Here is a 23616-nt window from a genome sequence, read left to right as displayed (position 1 = left end):
ATTCCTACCTATCGTTTTCGGGTTTTAACACGTCTATCGTATCGGGAGTAATCAAAAACAAATTTCTGCGAATGGTCATTACCCTGTCGCCGAGCGCGTATGCCGCGCCCGACGTAAAGTCCATAAGCCGTTGCGCGTCGGGCGAATCCGCCATGGGGTCGAGATCTACGAGCGCAGGCTCTCTGCGCCGCAAGTACGCTATAAGCTGTTCCACATCCGCGGTAGTGCGCGGACGATAAATAACAAAGTTCTGATTTAACTGCGGAGATATATACTGATCGACCGTCGGCAACGGCATTGCCTGCGGCGGCGCGTTTATCGGTTTTTGCACGTGCACGAACTGCGTGGGGTTGCTCAAACTCTGCTCGGTGCGTTGCGCCGCGGAATAACCCGACGGCGGCGGAGTGTATCCGCTGTTTTGAGGCGGAACGTAAGAAGGCTGTGCGGGCGGTTGTTGCGGCGCGAAAAGCGGCGGCTGTTGCGGCGGAACGTACCCGCCGACATTGCCGCGGGAGTTGCCGACATACTTACCGTTAGCGTCGTGCGTGTCCTCGTAATATTCGGGCTCTCCGCCGTTATAGTTGCTTGCGTTACGCAAGAACGTATCGAAGAAATCTCCGTTTGCCATATCGCTACCTTCCTATTGTTTTCTCCGTCCGAAAATCGCAGTGCCCAGCCTGACCATATTGCTTCCGCACTCGATTGCCTTTTCGTAATCACCGCTCATGCCTACCGACAAAACGTCGAACTGCTTGCCCGCATGCTCTTGATACAGTCGGTACAGCCGTTCGTACACCGAAGCGTCCGCGCCGATCGGCGGAACGGACATCAGTCCGCGCACCCGCACGTTTTTAAGCGTCCGCGCATAGCCTATAAGCTCGTCAGCTTCGCACAGCGGCGCGCCCGTTTTGCTCGCCTCGCCCGCGGCGTTGACCTCTATAAGAACGTCCTGCGTAACGCCGCGCAGTCCCGCAAGCCTGTCGATTTCCGCGGCGAGCGCCGCACAGTTTACCGACTGAATAAGCGATACTTTGCCGACGAGGTACTTTGCCTTGTTGCGTTGCAACGTGCCTATAAAGTGCCATTTTGCGCCCTGTACGCCGTCGCGCTTTGCGACAAACTCCTGAACGCGGTTTTCGCCCACATCCGTGACGCCGTAACTTACTGCGGCGTTAATTACGTCGGCGGGCACGGTTTTAACGGCGGCGACAAGCGTAACTCGACTGCTCTGCTTATCCGCCGCGCGCGCAATACTGCTTAACGCGCGATCGACGTTTCGTTTGAGTTCGTCCGAATCCATGCTATACACCGCCGATTATAAGTATACTACAATCCGCGCCGTAAATCAACTGTTTTTAAAAATGTATTTTGTCGCAATAAAAATTAAAAAAGCCCTTGCGCATGTAAACTTATATTCACCGACACGCCGCGCACCGCAAAAACACAGCGCGCCGATACTCTGCTTTATTGTGCCCATGCTCAAATCTATTTTATTTGCCCTTTACGTCTATGACGACAAACTCCGAAAAACAGCCCGTTTTATAATCTATCGCCCAGTCCGATATTCCCGAAGTGACTATAAAGTTTGTCGCGCCGCGCTTTTCATGACCGTAAACCATATCGTTAAGCCCGAACAAATCGCTGACTAAACCTATCGGAAACATCTGCCCGCCGTGCGTGTGTCCCGACAAAACCAAGTCCACGCCCGCCGCTGTTTCGTTGGCGTAATCGGTGGGCTGATGGTTGATGACGATCTGATACTTGCCGTCGTCCAAGTCTTTCGTAAGCTCGGAAATTTCCGCACGATTGCCGTTGCCGCGCCTCGCCTCCTCCGCCTCTTGCCTGCCTATTATGTAGAACCTGTCGTCGATTAGCTTGACTTCGTCTTGAAGTATAATTACGTCGTTTTTTTCAAGCTCCGCAATAAGATCCGCCGCGGTATAGCTTCTGTGCGAATCGGAATAGTACCCCTTATCGTGGTTACCGAAAGCGTAATAAACGCCGTACTTTGTTTTGAGCGTCCCGAGCGCGCGGCACGCTTTTTCCAAATCGTCGCGCGGCGTGTCGTCGTCCACATAGTCGCCCGCAATAATAACTACGTCGGGATTGTAAGACTGCATTTGCGACACGTACTCGGCAAAGCCGTCACCGTCGAAAGTCGATCCGACGTGCGCGTCGGCAAACATGACGATACGCAAATCCCCCACCGCTTTATCCGTGCCGATTTCGTACCGCGTAACCCTTACGTCGTGCGCAAGCGCCCAGCCAACGGAAAAATACACCGCCGTCGTCATAACGGCAAGCGCGCCCGCAAAATTATACGAAAAGCCCGCGCGCCGCACTTTTTTGATAATAAAGAACAGCAGGTCGGACAACAGCCAAAACACGACCAAGTGAATAATAATTATTACGGCGTTGACGTATCCGACGGCAATACACAAAAGGTCTATCGCGACAAGCACGCCGATAACGCTTTGGAACATGCGTAAACGGCGATTAGCGCGAAACGCGATTTTTTTACCGACGTCGGCAAAGCGATACACGCGGTTGCAAAGGTATGCCCCCGCGCCGATAGCCATTATTATAACAATTCCGAATATAGCAACCCACATAATACACCCTCCGCGCTTCGCCCCGTCGCCGTCAATACACGCAAATATTTTCGGTATTATACCAAACCGCGCGCATGTTGTCAATTAAATGCAAAAAGCGGCTCGCCCGTTCGATTAGGCAAGCCGCTTGCTTTATTTATCGATGTTTAGTATCTTTCGCGCTTGACGTAAGAAGTGTGCAGTATTTCATGCGCCTTATGACTGTTGGGTTCGCCGAAGTACTCGGAATACAGTGTTTTGACGACGGGATTGTCGTGGCTCTTGCGAAGATCGGACTTTTTGTCCTTGCCGTAAAGCACTTTCGCGCGCGCACTGCGAACGTCCACAAGATTGCGCGTCGCCGCGTCCACTATCGGCTGACCGCCGCCGTTAACGCAACCGCCGGGGCAACACATGATTTCTATAAAGTGATACTTGCTCTTGCCCGCTTTAATATCGTCCATTATCTTGCGCGCATTGGACAAGCCGCTCGCAACGGCGATATTTATCTGCTTGCCGTTGAGCGTAACGCTCGCTTCCTTAATGCCCTTAACGCCGCGCACGGCTTTAAAGTCCACATTTTCCAGCTTTTCGCCCGTGACGGTTTCGGCAACGGTGCGCAGAGCCGCTTCCATAACGCCGCCCGTCGCGCCGAACAAAAGCCCCGCCGTACTGCCGATACCGATAGGATCGTCGAATTGCGTTTTGGGATCGAGCGCCTTAAAGTCAATGCCGTAGTTTTTGATCATGCGCGCAAGCTCGCGTGTGGTGATAGACACGTCAATGTCGGGAACTTTCGCCGCCGCCTGATCGTCGCGCGTAAGCTCGAACTTTTTGGCAATGCACGGCATGACCGTAACGACCGCCATGTCTTTCGGGTCGATACCGAGTTTTTGCGCGTAATAAGTTTTCATGATCGCGCCGAACATCTGTTGCGGCGACTTGCACGACGACAGGTGCGCGAGCTGATCGGGATAATTGTACTCTATAAAACGAATCCAACCGGGGCTGCACGATGTTATCATGGGCAACGTCGCGTTGGGATCGTTGAGCCGAGAAATGAACTCCGTGCCCTCTTCCATTATGGTCATGTCCGCGGTCATATTGACGTCGAACACTTTGTTAAAGCCGATTGCTTTGAGCGCGGCGACCATTTTGCCCTCGACGTCCGTACCGATGGGATAGCCGAACTCCTCGCCGAGCGCGGCGCGAACGGCGGGCGCAGTGCCGACGATAACCGTTTTGCTCGGGTCGGCAAGCAGTTTTTCCACGTCCTTGACGCTGTCTTTTTCGCGAAGCGCGCCCGTCGGGCAAACGTTGATACACTGACCGCAAGCAACGCACGGCACTTCTTTTAGCGTCTTGTCGAACGGACTGGCTATGCGCGTAGCAAAGCCGCGGTTGCCCGCGTCGATAACGCCGACGGTCTGGATAGTATTGCATGCCGCGACGCATCTGCGGCAAAGTATGCACTTGTTATTGTCGCGCACAAGATATTCTGTAACGTCGTCCACGTCGTAAGAATTCATTGCGCCGTCGTACTTACTTGCGTCGCAACCGTATTCAGTGGCAAGTGCTTGAAGTTCGCATTTGCCGCTCCGCACGCAACTCAAACATTCCTTGTGGTGATTGCTCAACATGAGTTCGAGCGTAATTTTACGCGACGCTCTTACCTTGGGCGTGTTTGTAAACACTTCCATGCCCTCGGCGACAACCGTCGAACAAGCCGTCATGAGTTTGCGATTGTTCTTGATTTCCACAACGCAAATACGGCAACTGCTCTCGTTGCAAAGATCTTTCATATAGCAAAGCGTGGGAACTTTAAACCCTGCTTTGACCGCGGCGTCGAGTATGCGCGTGCCCTCGGGTACGGTAACAGATACGCCGTTCACTTTTAAATTAACGTTTTTCATGTAATTCTCCTGAATTATTGGGAAAGATTATAGACTTTATAGTTATGACCAAAAACGGAAATAAATATGTTGTTTTGCTCTATGGCTATTCAACGCGTTAAGGTCGCGAAAAACAACGGCATAATCGGATTGCGCAGACATTTTGCTTCGTAAAAAGGCGCGTCGCTCGAAGTCGTAGCAGCGCTACGTCGAGAGCGAGCAACGCATTTACGGAGCAAAAGACAAGCAAGACATTATGCAAGTTGCTTTGAGCGTCCTATTTCGATATGGCGCCCTTCGGGCACTTCGACGCACAAACCCCGCATTTAATGCACTTTTTCGGGTCGATTTCGTGCGGCTGTTTGACCGAACCGCTGATGGCGTTGACGGGGCAGTTGCGCGCACAGATAGTGCAACCGATACATTTTTCGGGGTCTACCTTGTAGCTTACAAGCGCCTTGCACACGCCCGCGGGACATTTGCCTTGGCAGTGCGCTTCGTACTCGTCGCGGAAATATCGCAACGTGGAAAGTACGGGGTTGGGCGCGGTCTGACCGAGTCCGCACAGCGAATTTTCTTTTATGTAGTAGCAAAGCTCTTCCATTTTGTCAAGGTCTTCGAGCGTAGCGTCGCCTTTCGTGACCTTGTCGAGCATTTCCAAAAGCCGTTTATTGCCGATACGGCAGGGCGTGCACTTGCCGCACGACTCGTCAACCGTAAATTCGAGGAAGAATTTGGCGATGTCAACCATGCAGTTGTCCTCGTCCATGACGATAAGACCGCCGCTACCCATCATCGAGCCGATAGCCATAAGATTGTCGTAATCTATGGGCGTATCGATAAGCGACGCGGGAATACAGCCGCCGGACGGTCCGCCCGTTTGCGCGGCTTTAAACTTTTTGCCGTTGGGGCAACCGCCGCCGATGTCTTCCACTATCGTGCGGAGCGGCGTGCCCATGGGGATTTCCACAAGCCCGACGTTTTCGAGCTTGCCGCCGAGCGCGAACACCTTGGTTCCCTTGCTCTTTTCCGTGCCGACCGACGCGAACCAGTCCGCGCCGTTAAGAATAATCTGCGCGATATTGCCGTAAGTTTCCACGTTGTTAATAAGCGTGGGTTTGCCGAACAATCCCTTAATCGCGGGGAACGGCGGGCGTTGGCGCGGCTCGCCGCGCTTGCCCTCTGCGGAATTGAGAAGCGCCGTTTCCTCGCCGCAGACGAACGCGCCCGCACCGAGTCGAAGTTCCAAATCGAACTTTTTGCCCAACCCCATAATGTTGTCGCCGAGTATGCCGTACTCGCGCGCCTGCGCGATAGCTACTTCCAAGCGGTGAACGGCTATCGGGTACTCCGCGCGCACGTAAATAACGCCGTGCTCCGCGCCGACCGCATAGCCCGCAATCATCATTGCTTCGATAACCGCATGCGGGTCGCCTTCGAGCAACGATCTGTCCATGAACGCGCCGGGGTCGCCCTCGTCGGCGTTACAGGCAACGTATTTTTCCGCGCCTGCCGCGTCGTGGGTGAACTGCCACTTCATGCCGGTCGAAAATCCCGCGCCGCCTCTGCCGCGCAAACCGCTCTTTTTGATTTCGTCGATAACCTGTTGTTGGGTCATGGACGTAACGGCTTTTTCGTAAGCCTTGTAACCGTCGGTCGCAATATATTCGTCGATATTTTCGGGGTCTATAACGCCGCAGTTGCGCAACACTACGCGGCGCTGACTGCGATAGAAATCGGTGTCGTTAATGCTTTTAAGCTGACCGTGAATATCCTTTTCGGCGTGGAGCAAACGCTCTACGGGCGTGCCGCCGACGATATGCTTTTCCACGATTTCCGCAACGTCGTCCGGCTGAACGTGCGTGTAGAACGCGCCGTCGGGATAAACGACCGCGATAGGTCCTTTGGAGCAAAGACCGAAACAACCCGTCAAGATGATTTTTACTTCGTCCGACAGACCGCGTGCGGCAAGCTGATTTTTAAAGTTTTCGTAAATGATTTTGCTGTTGCCCGACGTGCAACCCGTGCCGCCGCACACCAAGACGTAAAGACGCGGGTCGCCCGCCGCCACCGCCGCGCCCTCTTGACGCTCGGCAATGGTGGATTTAAGACTATCGCGTATTTCCTGTAACTGCTGTAAAGTTTTCATATATGATTGTAAACTCCTTGATTTTAACGTGAGTGATTTACCGTCGGCGGATTTTTTCAGTGCAGATTGCGTCGGGTTTAAAACCGTGACCCGCCCCGCATATTCGCCGAAGCAACTTGCGCCGACTTATTAAGCGTTATTGTATTTAGCGAGAATCTCGTCCACGCTGTCTTCGGTAACTTTGCCGTACACCTCGCCGTTCACCGTGAGAACGGGCGCAAGTCCGCAACAACCGATACAACGCGTCGCTTCGAGAGTAAACCGACCGTCGGGCGTCGTGTGCCCCGGCTCCACGCCGAGTATGCGTCCGAACTTTTCTATAACGCCGCCGCTACCCTTGACATAGCACGCCGTGCCCAAGCAAACGGCAATCTTAATCTGTCCGGGCTGTTCGAGGCGGAACTGGGAATAGAACGTCGCTATTCCGTAAACGGTCGCAAGCGGCACGTCGAAATAATCGGCGATTTGAAGCTGAACTTTAAGCGGCAAATATCCGTAAATGTCCTGCGCTTTTTGCATCGCCATCATGACGGGTCCCGGAACGTTTTTCAAACTTTCCAGCGCCTCGGCAAACTGCTTGTCTTTTTCGTCGGTCATTGTTATATGTACTCCTTTTTGGGTTTTACCTATTGAAATTCGGCGGTGCGTAACGCGCATAGCGCGCTCCCCTTCACCTCCCGCAAGATATGTAAAAAAGCGCGCGATCGCCGTACTTAAATATAATAACACATTGTTCACATATTTTCAAGCGCTATAAGGAAATTTCGACAAAGTTCGCCGCCGCTAACTATTATCCGAGCAATGTTAAACGTTTACGCGCGGGCGATCTGCCCGCGCGCGTCGTAATGAATATAATATAGAATTTTTAGTTTTAACGCCGAGCGTGTTTGGCTTTTATCGCAACGTCTATATGCTCTGCGGCGTCCTTGCCCGCGCCCATGGCGAGTATGACGGTCGCCGCGCCCGTAACGGCGTCGCCGCCCGCGTACACCATATCGCGCGTGGTTGCGCCGTTTTCGTCCGTTATTATGCCGCCCCATTTTTGAACGTCTATGCCCGCCGTAGTGTTCTTTATGAGCGGGTTGGGCGACGTGCCGATAGCCGCAATAACTACATCCGCTTGCAACTCGAAATCACTGCCGTCGATAGGCACGGGTCTGCGCCTGCCCGACGCGTCCGGCTCGCCCAAAGTCATTTTACGACATTTGAGCGCACGCACGTTTTTATGTTCGTCGCCCAGCACCTCCACGGGCGCGGTCAACATGGTAAACTCCACGCCCTCTTCCTTGGCGTGTTCCACTTCCTCTTTGCGCGCGGGCAATTCCGCCTCGCTCCTGCGATAGACAAGAGTAACACTGTCCGCGCCCAAACGAAGCGCGCAACGCGCGGCGTCCATTGCAACGTTTCCGCCGCCCACTACTGCGACGCGTTTGCCGCGCTTTACGGGCGTTGCGCTGTCCTCACGGTATGCCTTCATAAGATTGACGCGCGTCAAGAACTCGTTGGCGGAATACACGCCCTTTAAGTCCTCGCCCTTTATCCTCATAAAGTTGGGCAAGCCCGCGCCGCTGCCGATAAACACCGCTTCGAACCCGTCGTCAAACAGTTCGTCAACAAACAGCGTTCTGCCGATAACGGTGTTAAGCTCGAACTTAACGCCGCGCGATTTTAAGTTTTCTATTTCGTCCGCGACTATCGTCTTGGGCAATCTGAATTCGGGTATGCCGTAGACAAGCACGCCGCCCGCGGTATGCAACGCCTCGAACACGGTTACTTCGTATCCGCGCCCCGCAAGCTCGCCCGCGCACGACAGCCCCGCAGGGCCCGACCCGACGACGGCGACTTTGTGCCCGTTGCTCGGCGTGCGCGTTGCCTCGCCCGATTTATGCGCGTTGTGCCAATCGGCGACAAACCGTTCCAGCCGACCTATCGCGACGGGTTCGCCGTTCTTGCCGCGCACGCACTTGCTTTCGCACTGCGTTTCCTGCGGGCAAACTCTGCCGCATACTGCGGCGAGCGAACTCGATTGGGATATTACGCGATACGCGCCCTCGTAATCGCCGACCTTGATTTTTTGTATAAATTCCGGTATATCGATGCCGACGGGACAACCGCATTTACACGGCTTGGTCTTGCAGTTCAAGCACCGATCCGCCTCGCTTTTCGCCTGTTCCTCGGTGTAACCGAGCGCGACCTCGTCAAAGTTTTTAGCGCGCGCTTGCGGGTCCTGAACGGGCATGGCGTTTTTTTCTTTTGACATGTTCATTACGCGTTGTCCCCTTTGCCAAACAGATTACAGTCTTTTTCGTAAGCGTGCTTCTCGAACTCGGCGTACATGCGCCCGCGCTCGATAGCCTCGTCGAAGTCCACTTTGTGCCCGTCGAAATCGGGTCCGTCCACACACGCGAATTTCATTTCGCCGCCCACCGTCAACCGACAGCCGCCGCACATGCCCGTGCCGTCTATCATAATGGGGTTCATGGACACAACTGTTTTAATGCCGTACTTTTCTGTCAGCTTGCACACAAACTTCATCATTACGAGAGGACCTATCGCGATAACTTCGTCGTAAACATTGCCCGCTTTAATCAACGCTTCGAGCGCGTCGGTCACAAGCCCTTTTTTGCCCGCAGAACCGTCGTCGGTCACAAGCTCGCACACGTCGGACGCCGCGGCGAATTCGTCCTGCAATATCACCAAATCCTTGTTACGAAAACCTATAACGGAATGTACCGTCGCGCCCAATTCGTGCAATCGCTTTGCCGTGGGCAGAGCAATAGCACAGCCTACTCCGCCACCCACAACGGCGACGGTTTTCAGCCCGTCCAGTTCCGTGGGTCTGCCGAGAGGTCCGACAAAATCGCAAACGCACTCGCCGACGCCCAGCCTGTCCAGCCTGCGCGTGGTTGCGCCGACAATCTGATAGATTATAGTGACCGTGCCGCGTTCTCTGTCGTAATCGGCTATCGTCAGCGGAATACGCTCGCCGTCCGCGTCCGCGCGCAGTATGATAAACATGCCCGCCTGCGCCTTTTGCGCGACGCGCGGAGCCTGAATCACCATGCGCGACACCGTGGGATTGAGCGACGTTTTTTCGAGAATTTTATACATGCCGTTTGACCTCTGCGTACAGTATAACACAACCGCGCGCGACGATCAAGCGATTGTTTATGCAAAAGCTATATGCGCCGCCACCACGGCATAAGTCTGCACGTAACGGATATACGACAGAACGGTGACCGACTGCGGCATGACGTATTCGCATACGGCGGTTACGGCGCGCTTAAACCGCGCGGACTCCGCGCCGTCCGCACAGTCGTACAGTCGCCGACACGCAACCGATAACGCATGCTCCGCGGCGGACTCCGTAATATTGCCGCGGTCAAGCTCGGTCGCCGCCGCCGACACAGTTTGAAACCACTCGCCCGTCAGATATTCGAGCGCGCGCTTATCGCCCGCACCGCACGCCGACGGCGGAATAGTCAATGCAAAATAGTGCGAATCGGCGTTCATCGACGCGAGAGTTTTTGCGTCTGCTTCACGCTCGTACACCGCCGCTATTATGTGATAGTTTCCGTCGTTATAGATATAGCCCGCGCCGCCCCGCTCCGCCGCGTACTGCGCCGCGACGGACGCTTGCGCTCTGTCGGTCGCTTTCGCCGTTGCGAGCAAGTAATACGTCTTGCCCTTAAAACTCGGCGCGCCCGAAGTCGGCACGGACAGCTTGGGCAAAAACACGACAAGCACGCAAATCCCCGCCGTAAGCAACAGCAACACGGCTATAAGCACGCCCGCGGCTTTGCGCGGGCGGCGCGATTTGTATCTTTCGGGCTTGCGATTGCGGTATCGCCGCGACACAAGATAAGCGCCCGATTCGTATTCCTTCATATTCGCCTTGCCTTTACGGGAAAAAAGTGCTATAATTGCGTTATGCGCCGCGTGCCGAATACAACAGAACCGGCGCGCGCAAACATACGACATTATATTATTTCGGGAGCGACATTATGCAATACCAAATCCAGACCGCGCCTATATGGGAAGCGTACCGCGAAACGGACGGCTGTCCGCTGTGCAAGATTTTCGCCGCGCGCGAAAAGCGGATCGTCGCACAGTACCTCGACGAGAACGTAATGGACCCCGATTTCCGAGTAGCGTCCAACAGCGTGGGTTTTTGTCCCGAACATATCCGCGCAATGTACAAAGGTCAAAACAAGCTCGGGCTTGCATTGCAGTTGGAAACGCGCGCCGCGGCTTTGCGCGAGCTTGTGCAAAAAGCCCCGACCGATAAAAAATCGGCAAAAAAGCACGCCGAAAAACTGGACGCGCATATCGGTTGCGTAATATGCGACGCGCTCCGCGAACCTATGTCGCGGTATTATATGACTGTCGCCGAAATGTACGAAAACGAAAAAGAATTTCCCCAATTGTTTGCCGCCGCGCGCCATTGCGTCAAGCACGCTCAATATCTTTATGCCGCCGCACAGTACGCGGGCAAAAGCGCAAGCGCGTATCTCGGCGCATTGACCGCGGGATTGACGCGCGACCTGCGCCGCGCCGAAACCGAACTGCGCGCGTTTGCCGACTGCTTCGACTTCCGAAACGCAGGATCTCGCCCCGACCCCGAAGCCGTTACCGACGCAATAAAATTGCTGATTACAAACGGTTTAAACAAATAAAATTTGATTTTTAAATCGATATTTAATAACCGACGTAAAGCCTTTTTTGCGCGGAGGCGCGACACCAACTACACGCCGCAAAGCATTTTTTTTGCGTAGTCGCGGCGCAGACGGGCAACTGTCGGCGCGACGGTGTATTTTCGCCGCAAATCTTTTTGCGCGTAGGCGCGACACCAACTACACGCCGCAAAGCATTTTTTTGCGTAGTCGCGGCGCAGACGGGCAACTGTCGGCGCGACGGCGAAGGGAGTGTAGACCCACCTACACGACCGAGCCGACAAGCCGAACGTAGCCCGTATCCGCCGATGAATACACAAAAAAATCCCGCCTGTGCCGCAGATAATAATAAGCCATATTCAAACCCGCCTTATGGCAGGTGGGTCGGCTGACACGATATTCTGTCTTCCCCTGCTTGACTTGCGTCAAAATTACTGGGGCCCGACATAGCACCGAGTACGCGCCATCCCTTTTATTGAGTGAGGTTATAAATAAGGCTTTATCTCGTACACCGCAGGATGTACCTATATTATATACAATTCGCGCATTAAAATCAATGGGCGCGCAAAAATTTTCCGCACAATATTTTTGTCTATCCTATTGACAAGTAAACGCGTTTGTGATATAAGCCCGTCGCGCAAAGCCTTTCGCGACGGTTATTTTATTTCGCTCAACCACCCGCTATGTTTGCGCGCGGGCGACATGAACCGTTCGGCAATAATGCGCTTGTCCTGCGCGGGCATGTCCTCCGCGATATAATGATCGACATAGTAATCCAAAAACTTGAAAAACTGTTTCTTGTCGCCTATCTTCTCGGCAATGCGTATCTGTTGCGCGACCACCTCGAACGACCTATAATTATCCTTGCTCAACTCGCCCACCAAATGCGTTGCGGGCAATATCACGTTAATCTGAAACAGGTAGACGGCGAGCAACAGTATAAAGTCTTTATCCGATTGCAGGTTGTACACCACTTTGTCGAGCGCGCTGTCCAATTCTCTGAACTTTAATATATACACGCCGTACATAGCGCCGTAATAATACATACTGCGTTTGCGTTTGAGCGTGCGCAACATTTCCGTCCTGCGCTTTTTGTCGCCCGACTTGGAACAAGCGAGCGCGGCGAGCGCGGCATACTTATCGTCCTGCTTGATTTTGTCGTACAGATAGCAGTAGTTGCGCGCGCACTCCGAAAAATTGCCCAGCATCAAGTGCGCTTCGGCGCAAACGTTGTAACCGTATTCGTTTTCGGGGCGCAGTCGCTTGTACTCCTCCGCGTACCGCGCCACAGCGTGATATTCCTGCAACAACGATTCAATATCGATGAGCAAATACAGTGCTGGCATGTATTCTTTATCGAGTTCGTGCGACATTTCCGCATTGTCCAACGCCGCGCGAAAATCGCGTTTTTTATATGCTATATACGCCTTGTAGTACCAATACTGCTCGTAATTTTCTTTTGCCGGATGACGTTCGAGCGCGTTCTCCGCCTGCGCGTAATCGCCCAGCTCGATATAACAAGACGCTTCGTCGAACAAGTTTTCGTAAAGCATGAATTTGGACGCGAGCCGCTCGTACATGTCCGCCGCGGTCTTGTAGTCCGCCGCATCAACGCAACACTCGGCGTATTTCATATTAGCCACAGGGTCGTCGGGTCGGCGGCTCTGCATGCGCTCCGCAATTTCCGTCGCCTTGTCCGTGCGCTTGGTCAGCCTGTATAAATCAATCAGCCTTACGAACGCACCCGAATACAGACTGTCGTTTACTTCGAGCGCGTCGTTCATCAGCCTGATAGCCGATTCGTAATCACTGCGCTCGCAGTAAATCTCCGCGGCGTTGTCGTACACCGACCACGCGCGCGACAGCTCGCCCCTGTCCGTCACCTGCTTACTGCACTTGACCGCCGAAATGTAATCGGCAAGCGCGGCGTCGGTGTTCTTTGCCGAGTGATATGCGTATCCGCGCCGCGAATACGCGCGCAAGCGCGCCGCTGGATCGGACGCTTTTTCGAGCGCCGCCGTCCAGCGCATGATGTTGTTTTCGCTTTCCGTTTTGGTCGGATCGTAAACGTACAAATCCGCCGCGTCGGTTTCCACTTCCACTTCCGCAATCCCGTCGTCCGTCGCGGGATAGTCTATCATGCCGAAATCGGCTATTACGGCAGTGAGCCTTCCGTCGGCGGTGAACCCCGCATAACAGTTATACTTGCCGTCGCCCCAGCCCGTGGAAAATACCGCGTACTTTTTGCCGTACAGCTCGACCGCGGTGTGCGTTTGTCCGTTTAGCACGATAAGCCCCGCGAGCGGATGCACTTCGTCCTGTAAATGCTTGCGATAAACGTCGTAAGCCTGTTCGTCGGCGATACAGCACACGCCCGAAGTTATGGAAACGCCCGCCGCCGTCGCGTCCACATTGAGCAAACCCAACGCGCTCTCCAAGCCCAACAGCTTCCAGCTTGCGGCGCGCTCCTCGCAAAATCGCAGACCGCAGTACGCCACGCGCTCGCCGCTGTCGGTCATGCACCCGCAATAAAACGGGAACGCGACAACGCCGCATTCCACGTCTAACGGTCTGTATCTGTGCGCGGACGCGTATGCGTCGAACAGCGTTACCCGCTTGCTCTCAAACTGCATAAACGCGTACTCCGTGTACGACAGCTTGACGCCGCACGCGCAATGCGCGGTTAAAACCTCGCCGAAATCTATGGGCGCGATCATGCGGCTTTTGGGGATTTTTACGGTAGTTTTCAACGCACGGCCGTGAACAGCTTGTCACGCACGTCTATAAATTCCTTCCAGAACGGCTCGAACCGTTTAATCGCTTCTTCCGTGCGCTCCTGCGAATTGAACGAGGTCAGGCGCACCCAGCCGTTTCCGTTTTTGCCGAACCCGCTGCCGGGGGTGCAAACTATGCGCGCTTTTTTGAGCAGGTAGTCAAAAAACTCCCACGAATCCACGCCGCAGTTAAACCAAATATACGGCGCGTGTATTCCGCCCGTGTACTTAATGCCGAGCGCGTCGAACTTATCGGTTATTATTTTCGCGTTCTTTTTGTACGCCGCGACCATCTTTTTGGAGTCCTCGTAACCGCCGCGCAACATGCTTTCCGCCATTTTTTGCACGACGTAAGACGTGCCGTTAAACTTGATTGCTTGACGGTGCAACCACATACGGTTGAGCGGCGACGCCATGGGTATAACCGTCCAGCCGCACCTGACGCCCGTGAACCCCGCCATTTTGGAGAACGAACAGAACTCGACGGCGCAGTCGCGCGCGCCCGTAATTTCAAATATGGAACGCACCGCCGACTTGTCGTCGATATACGCTTCGTAAGCGGCGTCGTACAGAATAACCGCGTCGTTTTCGAGCGCGAAATCCACCCACTGTTTTAACTGTTCCTTGTTATACGCCGCGCCCGTCGGATTGTTGGGCGAGCATAGGTATATAATGTCCGCCTTGCCCTTTTTGGGCGGCATTGCCAAAAACTCGTTTTCCTCAGTAGCGTTTACGTAAACAATCTTGTTGCCCGCGAGTATATTCGCGTCGACGTATGCGGGATAAACGGGATCGGGGATCATGACCGTATTATCCGAATCGAAAAGGTCGAGGAAATTGCCTATTCCGTTTTTCGCGCCGTCGGTAACAAACACCTCGTCGGCGTGAATTTCCACGCCGCGCATTTTGTAATAATCGACAACCGCGTTTTTCAAAAACGCATAGCCGTCGTAAGGTCCGTAACCGCGGAAGCCCGATTTCGTGCTCAACCCGATCGCCGCGTCCTTGCACGCGTCCACCGCTTTAAGCGACAGCGGAATAGTTACGTCGCCTATGCCGAGGCTTATAATATCCGAATTGGGAAACGCCGAAGAGTACGCTTCCACACGTCGCGATACTTCCGCGAACAGGTAGTTTTCTTTGAGGTTTTTAAAATTCTTGTTAAGTTTCATTGCGACATTCTCCCGTTTTTTGCGCATGCGACGCACTTTAATATACGCCGCCCGTCGGCGGAGCGTTACCGTTTGCCGACGCGGAGTTTATATTCGTTACTTTGATTTTTTGGCGGGTTTACGCGCTGTCGCGTACTTTTTTGCCGCCGCTATAAATTCGCGGAATATGGGCTGCGGACGCGCGGGGCGCGATTTGAATTCGGGGTGATACTGCACGCCGAGATGGAAAAGATTATCGGTGACTTCCACCGCTTCCACAAGATTGCCGTCGGGCGAAATGCCGCACAGCGTAAGCCCCGCGTTTTGCGCGTCTTCGCGTATCGCGTTGTTAAACTCGTAACGGTGGCGGTGCCGTTCCCATACCGACGTAACGCCCTCGCCGTAACACCGAGCGAGCGTACTGTTCGGCGTAATCATACACTCATATGCGCCCAGCCGCATTGTGCCGCCCGTGTTTTCGCACCCGATTTGGTCTTCCATGATGTCTATTACTTTGTGCGCGGACGCGGGGTCGAACTCGCGCGAAGTCGCGTCGGCATAACCCAAAACGTTGCGCGCAAACTCTATAACCGCTATCTGCATGCCCAAGCAAATGCCGAAATACGGCTTGTTGTTTTCCCTGCAATACTTGGCGGCGGTAACCATGCCCTCGATACCCCTGTCGCCGAACCCGCCGGGAACTATAACGCCGTCCGCGCCGTCGAGATAGCTCGCAACGGTGCTGTCCGTCAACCGTTCCGCGTCTATCCACTTTAAGTCGATCTTAACGCCGTTGTGTATTCCGCCGTGCGTGAGCGCTTCCACGACAGACAAATACGCGTCGAACATTTGAACGTATTTTCCGACAAGCGCGATAGTCACAACGCCCTCGCGCTTCTTCGCCATTTCCACCATGGCGCGCCAGTCGTCGAGCTGCGGCGGATTGTCGGGCAGGTTGAGTTCGCGCGTTACAATATCGCCTATGCCGCTGTCCAACAGCAACAGCGGAACTTCGTACAGCAAATCCGCGTCTCGGTTTTCTATAACGCAGTCGGGCTCTACATTGCACGACATGGCAAGTTTTTCTTTGAGCTTGTCGTCAATGGGTTTGCTCGTGCGCAACACCACAAGATTGGGCGAAATGCCGAGCGAGCGCAACGTCTTGACGGAGTGTTGCGTGGGCTTGGTTTTAACCTCGCCGTTGGACGTGAGCGTCGGCGCGAGCGTGACGTGCACGAACAGACAGTTCTCCCTGCCCACGTCGTTGCTCACCTGACGTATCGCCTCGATAAACGGCAAGCTCTCTATATCGCCCACCGTGCCGCCTATTTCCGTTATTACAACGTCCGCTTCTATCTTTTTGCCGACCGAATAGATAAACTTTTTTATCTGGTTGGTGATGTGCGGAATAACCTGCACTGTTTCGCCGTTATACACGCCGTCGCGCTCGTTTTGAAGCACGGTCGAATAAACCTTGCCCGTGGTAAGGTTGGAAAACTTGTTAAGATTTTCGTCGATAAACCGCTCGTAATGTCCGAGGTCGAGGTCGGTTTCCGCGCCGTCCTCCGTGACGAAAACTTCGCCGTGCTGATAGGGACTCATTGTCCCGGGGTCAACGTTGATGTACGGATCGAGCTTTTGCGCTATTACTTTAAGCCCTTTGGATTTGAGAATAAGTCCGAGGCTCGCCGCCGTTATGCCCTTGCCCAAGCCCGACACGACGCCGCCCGTAACGAAAATATATTTTTCCATGATTTTCTCCAATGTTTTATCTGATGCGGAACTATCTAAACCGCCGTTATATTTTTGCGTAAGAATTCGATTGTAAAACGCTTACAGTCGTACCGTGCCGCGAAACACTTCGCACGCTTCGCCCGTGAGGTAAACCGTCTCGTCGGTGTAGCGTATAGTAAGCTCGCCGCCGAGCAGTCGGACGAAAATATCCGCGTCCTTGTCGCACTTGCCGTTGAGCACCGCCGCGACCGCCGCCGCGCACGCGCCGCTTCCGCACGCCATGGTTTCGCCCGTGCCGCGTTCGTACACGCGCAGTTTGACGTGCGAACGGTCGATAATCTGCATAAATCCGACGTTCACGCCGTCGGGGAACAACGCTTTATTTTCGCCTATCGCCTTGCCCCATGCCTCTACGTCGCAGTTCATAACGTCGGGCACGATAACCGTGCAGTGCGGATTGCCCATGGACGAACAGGTTATTTGCACTTTGCCGAGCGGCGTTTCTATCTCGCGCGCGACTATTCTGTCGCCGTCGAGGTTGACGGGCACTTTTTGCGGGTCGAGTATGACCGCGCCCATATCCACCTTTACCGAATTGACCTTGCCGTCGCGCGCAAACAGTTTAAGCCTGCGCTCGCCCGATATCGTATCGACGGTAATATCGAGTTTATCGGTCTTGCCGTTGTCGTACAGGTACTTGCCCACGCAACGTATGCCGTTGCCGCACATTCTCCCTTCCGACCCGTCGGAATTGAACATGCGCATTTTGGCGTCGCACTTGTCGGACGGATAGATGAATATAACGCCGTCGCCGCCCACGCTGAAATGTCTGTCCGAAAGGTTGACCGCGACAGATTCCATATTTGTAATGGGTTTGGTAAGACAATCGACGTATATATAATCGTTGCCGCAACCGTGCATTTTTATAAAGTTGAGTCGTTGCCGCTCGGTGCGCATATTGTTGATGTTTACAAGCTCGGTATTATACTGGCTGTATCTGCTTTTGAGCGCGCGAGCAACGGCGTTTGCCGTGTCGATTGCCGTAAGGCACGGTATGCCGCGCGTGACGGCTCTGCACCGCAACCGCACGTCGTCGTGCGTAGGTATGCGCCCGCGCGTGGACGTGGATACGAGGTAGTCGATCTTGCCCGAATTCAACAGGCTCATAGTGTTGTAGCCCGACGATTCGTTTATCTTTTCCGCGACCGTGACGGGCATGCCCGCGCGACGGATTACTTCCGCAGTGCCTTGCGTCGCGTAAAGCTCGAAGCCCAGTTCGTAATAGTTCTTTGCGACGTTGACTATTTCGGGTTTGTCGCTGTCGCGCACGGTCATGAGTATGCCGCCGCTCCGCTTCATCTTGTAGCCCGCCGCGACAAGACCTTTGTACAACGCTTCGTCCAACGTCTTGCCTATGCCCAAAACTTCGCCCGTGGATTTCATTTCCGGTCCGAGGTGAGTATCGAGGTCGGTAAGTTTTTCAAAAGAGAAAATGGGGACTTTGACGGCGACGTATGGCGCGGACGGATAAAGTCCCGTGCCGAAGCCCAGTTTTTTGAGCTTTTTGCCGACCATGCACTCCGTCGCGAGTTTTATCATGGGCACGCCCGTAACCTTGGAAATGTACGGGATTGTGCGCGACGAACGGGGATTTACTTCTATTACGTAAATCTTGCCGTCGCTTATGATGTACTGAATATTGACAAGCCCTTTGGTGTTGAGCGCGGTCGCGAGCTGACGCGTGTACTCTATAATTTCCTCTTTGTTCTTGTCGGAAATGTTTTGCGACGGATACACCGCAATCGAGTCGCCGCTGTGTATGCCCGCGCGCTCGATATGCTCCATAATGCCGGGAATGAGTATATCCTCGCCGTCGCATATCGCGTCCACCTCGATTTCCGTGCCCATGACGTACTTGTCTATAAGCACGATATTATCGGGATTGCCGTCGAGTATGATGGACATGTATTCTTTTACGTCCTCGTCCGAGAACGCTATTATCATGTTTTGTCCGCCGAGCACATAGGACGGGCGCAACAATACGGGATAGCCGAGCGCGTTGCCCGCCGCGAGCGCTTGCTCCGTCGTCTTGACGGTGTGACCCTGCGGGCGAGCAATGCCCAACTTTTCGAGCAGTGCGTCAAACCGTTCTCTGTCCTCCGCCGCGTCGATAGAGTCCGCGGGCGTGCCGAGTATTCTCACGCCTTTTTCGGACAGGTGCTTGGTAAGTTTGATTGCCGTCTGTCCGCCGAACGCAACGACTACGCCGTAAGGACGTTCGGTAGCTATTACGTTGTCCACGTCCTCTTCGGTTAGCGGCTCGAAATACAGCCTGTCCGCAGTGTCAAAGTCGGTCGAAACGGTTTCGGGATTGTTGTTTACGATAGCGACGTCGTAACCGAGTTCTTTAAGCTCCCAAACGCAATGCACCGACGCATAGTCGAACTCGATACCCTGTCCGATACGGATAGGACCCGAACCGAAAACTATAACGCGCTTGGCATCGCTGCGCTTATCGTCAATGTATTCGCGCGCTTCGTTTTCGTCGTCGTATGTCGAATAGAAATAAGGCGTTTCCGCTTTGAACTCCGCCGCGCAAGTGTCAACCGTTTTAAACACGGCTTTACGGCGCATGGGCAGTTTGTTGCCCGAAAGTTTTTCTATAGACGCGTCGAGGTAGCCCAGCTTTTTGCCGCGCATATATTCGTCTTTGGTAATGGCGCGACCGCGTATCGAGTTTTCGTAGTTGACAAGGTTTTTGATTTTATTGAGGAACCACGGATCGATTTTGGTGACTTCCGCGATATGCTCGACACTCGTTCCGCGCTTGACCGCTTCGTACAGTATAAACAGACGGTAGTCGGTTGCGGGCATAAGCATGCTCTCTATCTGCTCGTCGGACAGTTCCGCATAGTGCGGGTTTTCGAGCGTGCTCATGCCGAGCGCGCCGCGCACTGCTTTGAGCAATCCCGCCTCGAAGCTCGGCGCGATCGCCATAACCTCGCCCGTCGCTTTCATTTGCGTGCCGAGCGTGCGCTTGGCGTACACGAATTTATCGAACGGCCATTTGGGGAGCTTGACGACGCAGTAGTCGATTGCAGGCTCGAAGCAAGCGCAGGTCTTGCCCGTCACGGCGTTTTGTATTTCGTCGAGCGTGTAGCCGAGCGCAATGAGCGTCGTGACCTTGGCTATCGGATAACCCGTCGCTTTGGACGCGAGCGCGGACGAACGCGACACGCGCGGGTTGACCTCTATAACGGCGTAATCGGCGGAATTGGGGTCGAGGGCGAACTGACAGTTGCAACCGCCCTCGATTTTAAGATGCGATATAATATCGAGCGCGGCGGTGCGCAACATTTGATAGTCCTTGTCGGACAACGTCATGGTCGGCGCGACGACAATACTGTCGCCCGTGTGTATGCCGACGGGGTCGAGGTTTTCCATCGAGCAAACCGTAATAACGTTGCCCAGTTTGTCGCGCATTACCTCGAACTCTATTTCTTTCCAGCCGTAAATGCTCTTTTCAATCAACGTTTGATGTATGGGCGAAAGTTCCAACCCGCCGCGCGCTATTTCGCGCAACTCCTTTTCGTTGGCGGCAATACCGCCGCCCGCGCCGCCCAGCGTGAACGCGGGACGCACTATAACGGGATAGCCTATCGAATTGGCAAAGGTCACAGCCGCTTCCACGTCGGTAACTACGTCGGACGGAACGCACGGCTGATTGATTTCGAGCATCGCCTGTTTAAACAGTTCGCGGTCTTCGGCTTTGTCTATGGTTTCGGGTCTGACGCCCAAAAGCCGCACGCCGTGCTCCGCGAGGAAGCCCGACTTGGCAAGTTCCATGGACAGCGTCAAGCCCGTTTGCCCGCCCAAGCTCGGCAGTATGCTGTCCGGCTTTTCTTGCAGAATTATGCGTTCGAGCGTGGGCAACGTCAACGGCTCGATATAGATCGCGTCCGCCATTGCCTTATCCGTCATTATCGTGGCGGGGTTGGAGTTGACCAGCACGACTTCTATCTTGCGGCTTTTTAGCGTTCGGCACGCCTGCGTACCCGCATAGTCGAACTCCGCCGCTTGACCTATGGTTATAGGTCCCGAACCGATTACGAGAACTTTCTTAATGCTTTTATCTTTGGGCATTTCCGTTTTCCTCCATGAGCTTGACAAACCGAGCGAACAAAAGCTCCGTGTCCTTTGGTCCGCCGCACGCTTCGGGGTGGAACTGCACCGAGAATGCGGGCGCGCACGTATAATCTATACCCTCGACCGTTTTGTCGTTTGCGTTTATAAACCTGACTTTGCCGACCGACGGGTCGAGGCTGTCCGCCTTGACCGCATAGCCATGATTTTGACTTGTTATGTAGGTCTTGCCCGTTTCCAAATCCTTGACGGGTTGATTGCCGCCGCGGTGTCCGTATTTGAGCTTGGTGGTTTTCGCGCCGAACGACAGCGCCAAAAGCTGATGCCCGAGGCAAATTCCGAACGTGGGCAAACGTTTTTCGTTGAGCTTTTTAAGCTGATTTATAACCTCGACGTTGTCCGCAGGGTCGCCGCCGCCGTTGGACAGCATAATGCCGTCGGGCTTGTAAGAGAGCGCCTGTTCCGCCGTGGTGTTGTACGGCACGCGCACGACGCTGCAACCGTACTTTATAAGCATGCGCTCGATATTGCGCTTTGCGCCGAAGTCGTACAGCACAACCCTGTACTTGTGCGTTTCGTCTATCGGGTTGAGTTCTTCCGCTTCCGTGCACGACGTTTTTTCCACCGCGCCCGCAACCTTGTACTTTTTAAGCGCGGCTATCTTTTGCGGCAGGTCTTTAAGACTGTCGGTGATCATGGCGTTCATAACGCCCATATTGCGTATTTTGCGCGTAAGCGCGCGCGTGTCCACGCCCGATATGCCGACGATATTGTGCTTTTTAAGATAATCGTCGAGTTCGCTCTCCTTGCGGTAATTGGATCCGACTTCGCACAGCTCGCGCACGATATAGCCGAACAAATAGGGTCTGTCGCTTTCCGCATCCGATTCGATTGCGCCGTAATTGCCTATAAGCGGAAAAGTCTGCGTTATTATTTGACCGTAATAGCTGGGATCGCTCAATGTCAATAAATATCCGCACATTGCGGTCGTAAAAACCGCCTCGCCCATAACCGTGCCGCTTGCGCCTATGGCTTGACCGGTAAAAACGGTTCCGTCTTTCATAATCAGGTATCTTTCCATAACCACCTCTTAATCGTTTGTTCTCGTTTCGTCGAAAGTATGTTTGAGCATGGGCGTGACGGGCGCGGGATAGTCGCCCGTAAAACAACCCAGGCAGAACGACGTTTTGGGCGCGACCGCTTTAAGATTGTCGATAGACAGATATTCCAGACTGTCCGCGCCTATCTTTTTGCAAATGCCGTCCACATCGTAATGATTGGCTACAAGTTTGTCGCGGTCGTCTATGTCCGTGCCGAAATAACACTCGTACTTAAACGGCGGCGAACTTATGCGCATGTGCACTTCCTTTGCGCCCGCCTTGCGCAACATTTTAATAATCCGCGTGCTTGTCGTCGAACGCACGATCGAATCGTCTATAAGTATAATCCGCTTGCCCTCCACCGTCGAGCGTATGGGGTTTAGCTTGATATTAACCGCGTTTTCGCGCTTAACCTGGTCGGGCAGTATGAACGAACGCCCGACGTATTTGTTTTTGACAAACGCGGGTGCGAGCGGTATTCCCGATGCCTGCGAATAGCCCTGCGCCGCCGCCAAGCCCGAATCGGGCACGCCGCAAACGTAATCGGCTTCGGTCGGACGCTGTTCGTACAACGCCTTGCCCATTGCCTCGCGCGCTTTGTACACGCTTATCCCGTCGATTACAGAATCGGGTCGCGAGAAATATATAAACTCAAACGCGCAAAGTCCGCTCTGCGACGCGTTGTTAAGCATGTATGTATTGACGTTGCCTTTTAGGTCGCAACTGACCACTTCGCCCGCCTTTACGTCGCGCACGAACTCCGCGCCGAGCGCGTCCAGCGCGCACGTTTCGGACGCGAATATAACCGCGTCGTCCAGCTTGCCCATGCACAGCGGTTTAAACCCGTTGCGATCGCGCACAGCAATAAGTTTGTCCTTGGTGGCGATTACTATGGAAAACGCGCCCTCGACAAAGTTCATTGCGTTTACTATCGCGCGTTCGAGGTCGCCCGTTTCTATCATGTTGCGCACGATAAGTATGTTAAGAATTTCGGTGTCGTTGGTCGTGTGCATTATCATGCCCGACTGCACGAGATCGCGCCGAATTTGCGCGGAATTGGTAAGATTGCCGTTGTGCGCGAGCGCGAGCGAAATTTTGGAGTGCACGGTTTCTATCGGTTGCGCGTTTTCGATATTGCACGACCCGGTCGTCGAATATCGAACGTGCCCGACCGCAACCTTGGCGCTCGCCGCAAATTCGAGATAGTCGGACGAAAACACTTCCGACACCAGCCCCATGCCCTTTTTGCATTTTAGCGCACCGTCCGCAAACGTCGCTATCCCCGCGCTCTCCTCGCCGCGGTGTTGAAGCGCAATCAATGCGCTTGCCGTAAACGGTACTGCGGGTATGGGGCGCGGCGATATTATTCCGAACACGCCGCATTCTTCTTTGAGTTTTCGATAAATCAC

General features: G+C 54.1%; 16 protein-coding genes and 1 other RNA gene. 1 reads left to right on the top strand and 16 read right to left on the bottom strand.

Features of this window, described 5'->3' with window-relative positions:
* Positions 1-4: 4 nt before the first annotated feature.
* From NFR57_RS02875 to NFR57_RS02835, 9 genes are all read right to left on the bottom strand, one after another.
* Positions 5-628, bottom strand: a complete 624-nt coding sequence (locus NFR57_RS02875) for a cell division protein SepF (protein WP_251182321.1) — start codon at positions 626-628, stop codon at positions 5-7.
* A 12-nt stretch (positions 629-640) separates the two neighbouring features.
* The gene (locus NFR57_RS02870; RefSeq protein ID WP_251182320.1) at positions 641-1300 is read right to left on the bottom strand and encodes a YggS family pyridoxal phosphate-dependent enzyme; all 660 of its coding nucleotides are present in this window, start codon (positions 1298-1300) and stop codon (positions 641-643) included.
* Between the two features lie 190 nt (positions 1301-1490).
* Positions 1491-2612 carry a metallophosphoesterase gene (locus NFR57_RS02865; protein WP_251182319.1) on the bottom strand — a complete coding sequence of 374 codons (1122 nt, stop codon included), beginning with the start codon at positions 2610-2612 and terminating at the stop codon, positions 1491-1493.
* A gap of 146 nt (positions 2613-2758) precedes the next feature.
* Entirely contained in the window at positions 2759-4504 is a 1746-nt protein-coding gene (locus NFR57_RS02860) for an NADH-dependent [FeFe] hydrogenase, group A6 (protein WP_251182318.1), read from the bottom strand.
* 256 nt (positions 4505-4760) lie between these two features.
* Entirely contained in the window at positions 4761-6632 is a 1872-nt protein-coding gene (locus NFR57_RS02855) for an NADH-ubiquinone oxidoreductase-F iron-sulfur binding region domain-containing protein (protein WP_251182317.1), read from the bottom strand.
* A 129-nt stretch (positions 6633-6761) separates the two neighbouring features.
* Positions 6762-7229, bottom strand: coding sequence for an NADH-quinone oxidoreductase subunit NuoE family protein (locus tag NFR57_RS02850; protein ID WP_251182316.1), 468 nt, complete (start codon positions 7227-7229; stop codon positions 6762-6764).
* Positions 7230-7503: 274 nt separating this feature from the next.
* Positions 7504-8898, bottom strand: a complete 1395-nt coding sequence (gene gltA, locus NFR57_RS02845) for an NADPH-dependent glutamate synthase (RefSeq protein ID WP_338022262.1) — start codon at positions 8896-8898, stop codon at positions 7504-7506.
* Positions 8898-9743 carry a sulfide/dihydroorotate dehydrogenase-like FAD/NAD-binding protein gene (locus tag NFR57_RS02840; RefSeq protein ID WP_251182315.1) on the bottom strand — a complete coding sequence of 282 codons (846 nt, stop codon included), beginning with the start codon at positions 9741-9743 and terminating at the stop codon, positions 8898-8900. Before NFR57_RS02840 ends, gltA begins: the two co-directional genes overlap by 1 nt.
* A gap of 57 nt (positions 9744-9800) precedes the next feature.
* Positions 9801-10520: a hypothetical protein gene (locus NFR57_RS02835; RefSeq protein ID WP_251182314.1), complete on the bottom strand. Its 720-nt coding sequence runs from the start codon at positions 10518-10520 to the stop codon at positions 9801-9803.
* 116 nt (positions 10521-10636) lie between these two features.
* On the opposite strand from NFR57_RS02835, the gene NFR57_RS02830 reads away from it, so the two are divergent.
* On the top strand, positions 10637-11308 hold the full coding sequence (locus tag NFR57_RS02830) for a DUF6062 family protein (RefSeq protein ID WP_251182313.1): 672 nt from the start codon (positions 10637-10639) through the stop codon (positions 11306-11308).
* A 317-nt stretch (positions 11309-11625) separates the two neighbouring features.
* Here the strand turns inward: NFR57_RS02830 and ssrS are convergent.
* The 7 genes from ssrS to purF all read right to left on the bottom strand — a co-directional run bounded on the left by ssrS (position 11626) and on the right by purF (position 23616).
* Positions 11626-11828, bottom strand: a non-coding RNA gene (ssrS, locus tag NFR57_RS02825) — 6S RNA.
* Between the two features lie 133 nt (positions 11829-11961).
* Positions 11962-14055, bottom strand: coding sequence for a DUF4241 domain-containing protein (locus tag NFR57_RS02820; protein WP_251182312.1), 2094 nt, complete (start codon positions 14053-14055; stop codon positions 11962-11964).
* Positions 14052-15251 carry an LL-diaminopimelate aminotransferase gene (locus tag NFR57_RS02815; protein ID WP_251182311.1) on the bottom strand — a complete coding sequence of 400 codons (1200 nt, stop codon included), beginning with the start codon at positions 15249-15251 and terminating at the stop codon, positions 14052-14054. Before NFR57_RS02815 ends, NFR57_RS02820 begins: the two co-directional genes overlap by 4 nt.
* A 96-nt stretch (positions 15252-15347) precedes the next feature.
* Positions 15348-16982, bottom strand: coding sequence for a CTP synthase (locus NFR57_RS02810; protein WP_251182310.1), 1635 nt, complete (start codon positions 16980-16982; stop codon positions 15348-15350).
* Positions 16983-17063: 81 nt separating this feature from the next.
* The gene (carB, locus tag NFR57_RS02805) at positions 17064-21107 is read right to left on the bottom strand and encodes a carbamoyl-phosphate synthase large subunit (protein ID WP_251182309.1); all 4044 of its coding nucleotides are present in this window, start codon (positions 21105-21107) and stop codon (positions 17064-17066) included.
* Positions 21094-22188: a carbamoyl phosphate synthase small subunit gene (locus NFR57_RS02800; RefSeq protein ID WP_251182308.1), complete on the bottom strand. Its 1095-nt coding sequence runs from the start codon at positions 22186-22188 to the stop codon at positions 21094-21096. Before NFR57_RS02800 ends, carB begins: the two co-directional genes overlap by 14 nt.
* Positions 22189-22197: 9 nt before the next feature.
* The gene (gene purF / locus NFR57_RS02795; protein ID WP_338022261.1) at positions 22198-23616 is read right to left on the bottom strand and encodes an amidophosphoribosyltransferase; all 1419 of its coding nucleotides are present in this window, start codon (positions 23614-23616) and stop codon (positions 22198-22200) included.

It is taken from the genome of Anaerocaecibacter muris (assembly GCF_943192945.1).
GTDB classification, from domain to species: Bacteria; Bacillota; Clostridia; order Christensenellales; family Pumilibacteraceae; genus Anaerocaecibacter; species Anaerocaecibacter muris.
The sequence above is the reverse complement of the archived record's forward strand: the minus strand, read 5'-3'. Positions and strand labels throughout refer to the sequence as shown.